The 1,245-nt window shown below is 65.7% G+C and carries 2 protein-coding genes; both read right to left on the bottom strand.

Annotation, left to right across the window (positions count from 1 at the left end):
• Positions 1-39: 39 nt before the first annotated feature.
• On the bottom strand, positions 40-387 hold the full coding sequence (gene ftsB / locus DBR34_RS20290; protein WP_128098116.1) for a cell division protein FtsB: 348 nt from the start codon (positions 385-387) through the stop codon (positions 40-42).
• A 4-nt stretch (positions 388-391) separates the two neighbouring features.
• Positions 392-1,245: phosphopyruvate hydratase (gene eno / locus DBR34_RS20295; protein ID WP_128098117.1), on the bottom strand; the 854-nt coding region annotated here is incomplete at its 5' end.

The following is a 1,245-nucleotide window of genomic DNA, read 5'->3' on the forward strand; positions in this document are numbered from 1 at the left end:
CGCGGCCGGCCGCCGGCACCACGGCCCAGACCGTGCCCATCAGGGCACGTCCTGGTGCGGGGCGTCGGGGTCGATCGCCACCGGCGCGCGCGCGGGCGCAACCGGGGCATCTTCCACCACGCGGTAGAACTTCTCGCCCGGCTTGATCATGCCCAACTCGCTGCGCGCCCGTTCTTCGATGGCCGCCTGGCCTTCCTTGAGGTCCTTGACCTCGGCGGCCAGCGCGTCGTTGCGCTGTTGCAGACCGGCGTTGTCGCGCTTCTGGTTTTCGACCTGGGCTTCCAGGGTCATCACTTCACCTGAGTTGCCCGGGCCGAACCAGAAACGGTACTGCAGCCACGCCAGCAACAGCGCCAGCAGCAGCAACATCCAGCGCCAGTTGCGCATGGGATCAGCGCTTCAGCGACACGAACGCATCACGGCCGGCGTAGCGCGCACCGGCACCCAGCGCTTCTTCGATGCGCAGCAGCTGGTTGTACTTGGCCACGCGGTCGCTGCGGCACAGCGAGCCGGTCTTGATCTGGGTGGCGGTGGTGGCCACGGCGATGTCGGCGATGGTGGTGTCTTCGGTTTCGCCCGAACGGTGCGACACGACGGCCGCGTAGTTGGCGGCGTCGGCCATGGCGATCGCTTCCAGGGTCTCGGTCAGGGTGCCGATCTGGTTGACCTTGATCAGGATGGCGTTGGCGGTGCCCGAGGCGATGCCTTCCTTGAAGATCTTCGGATTGGTCACGAACAGGTCGTCGCCGACCAGCTGCACCTTGCCGCCGATGCGGTCGGTGAGCAGCTTCCAGCCCGCCCAGTCGTTCTCGGCCAGGCCGTCTTCGATCGTGATGATCGGGTACTGCGCGGCCCAGTCGGCCAGGAAGTCGACGAACTGCTCGGAGGTCAGGCGCTTGTTCTCGCCCACCAGGTTGTACTTGCCGTTTTCGTAGAACTCGGTGGACGCCACGTCCAGGCCCAGCATCACGTCTTCACCGGCGGTGTAGCCGGCCTTGCCGATCGCTTCCAGGATGGTGTCCAGCGCTTCGACGTTGCTGCGGAAGTCCGGCGCGAAGCCGCCTTCGTCGCCCACGGCGGTGCTCAGGCCATGGCCCTTGAGCACGGACTTGAGCGAATGGAAAATTTCGGTACCGGCGCGCAGCGCTTCGGAGAACGAGGTGAAGCCGACCGGCAGCACCATGAATTCCTGGAAGTCGACGTTGTTGTCGGCATGCGCGCCGCCGTTGATGATGTTCATCATCG

The sequence above is a fragment of the Stenotrophomonas sp. HMWF003 genome, from assembly GCF_003061285.1.
GTDB classification, from domain to species: Bacteria; Pseudomonadota; Gammaproteobacteria; order Xanthomonadales; family Xanthomonadaceae; genus Stenotrophomonas; species Stenotrophomonas maltophilia_AP.

What these genes read in the sequence shown, in the direction of transcription:
- ftsB (WP_128098116.1), bottom strand. Translation starts at nt 387, where the DNA reads ATGCGCAACTGGCGCTGGATGTTGCTGCTGCTGGCGCTGTTGCTGGCG.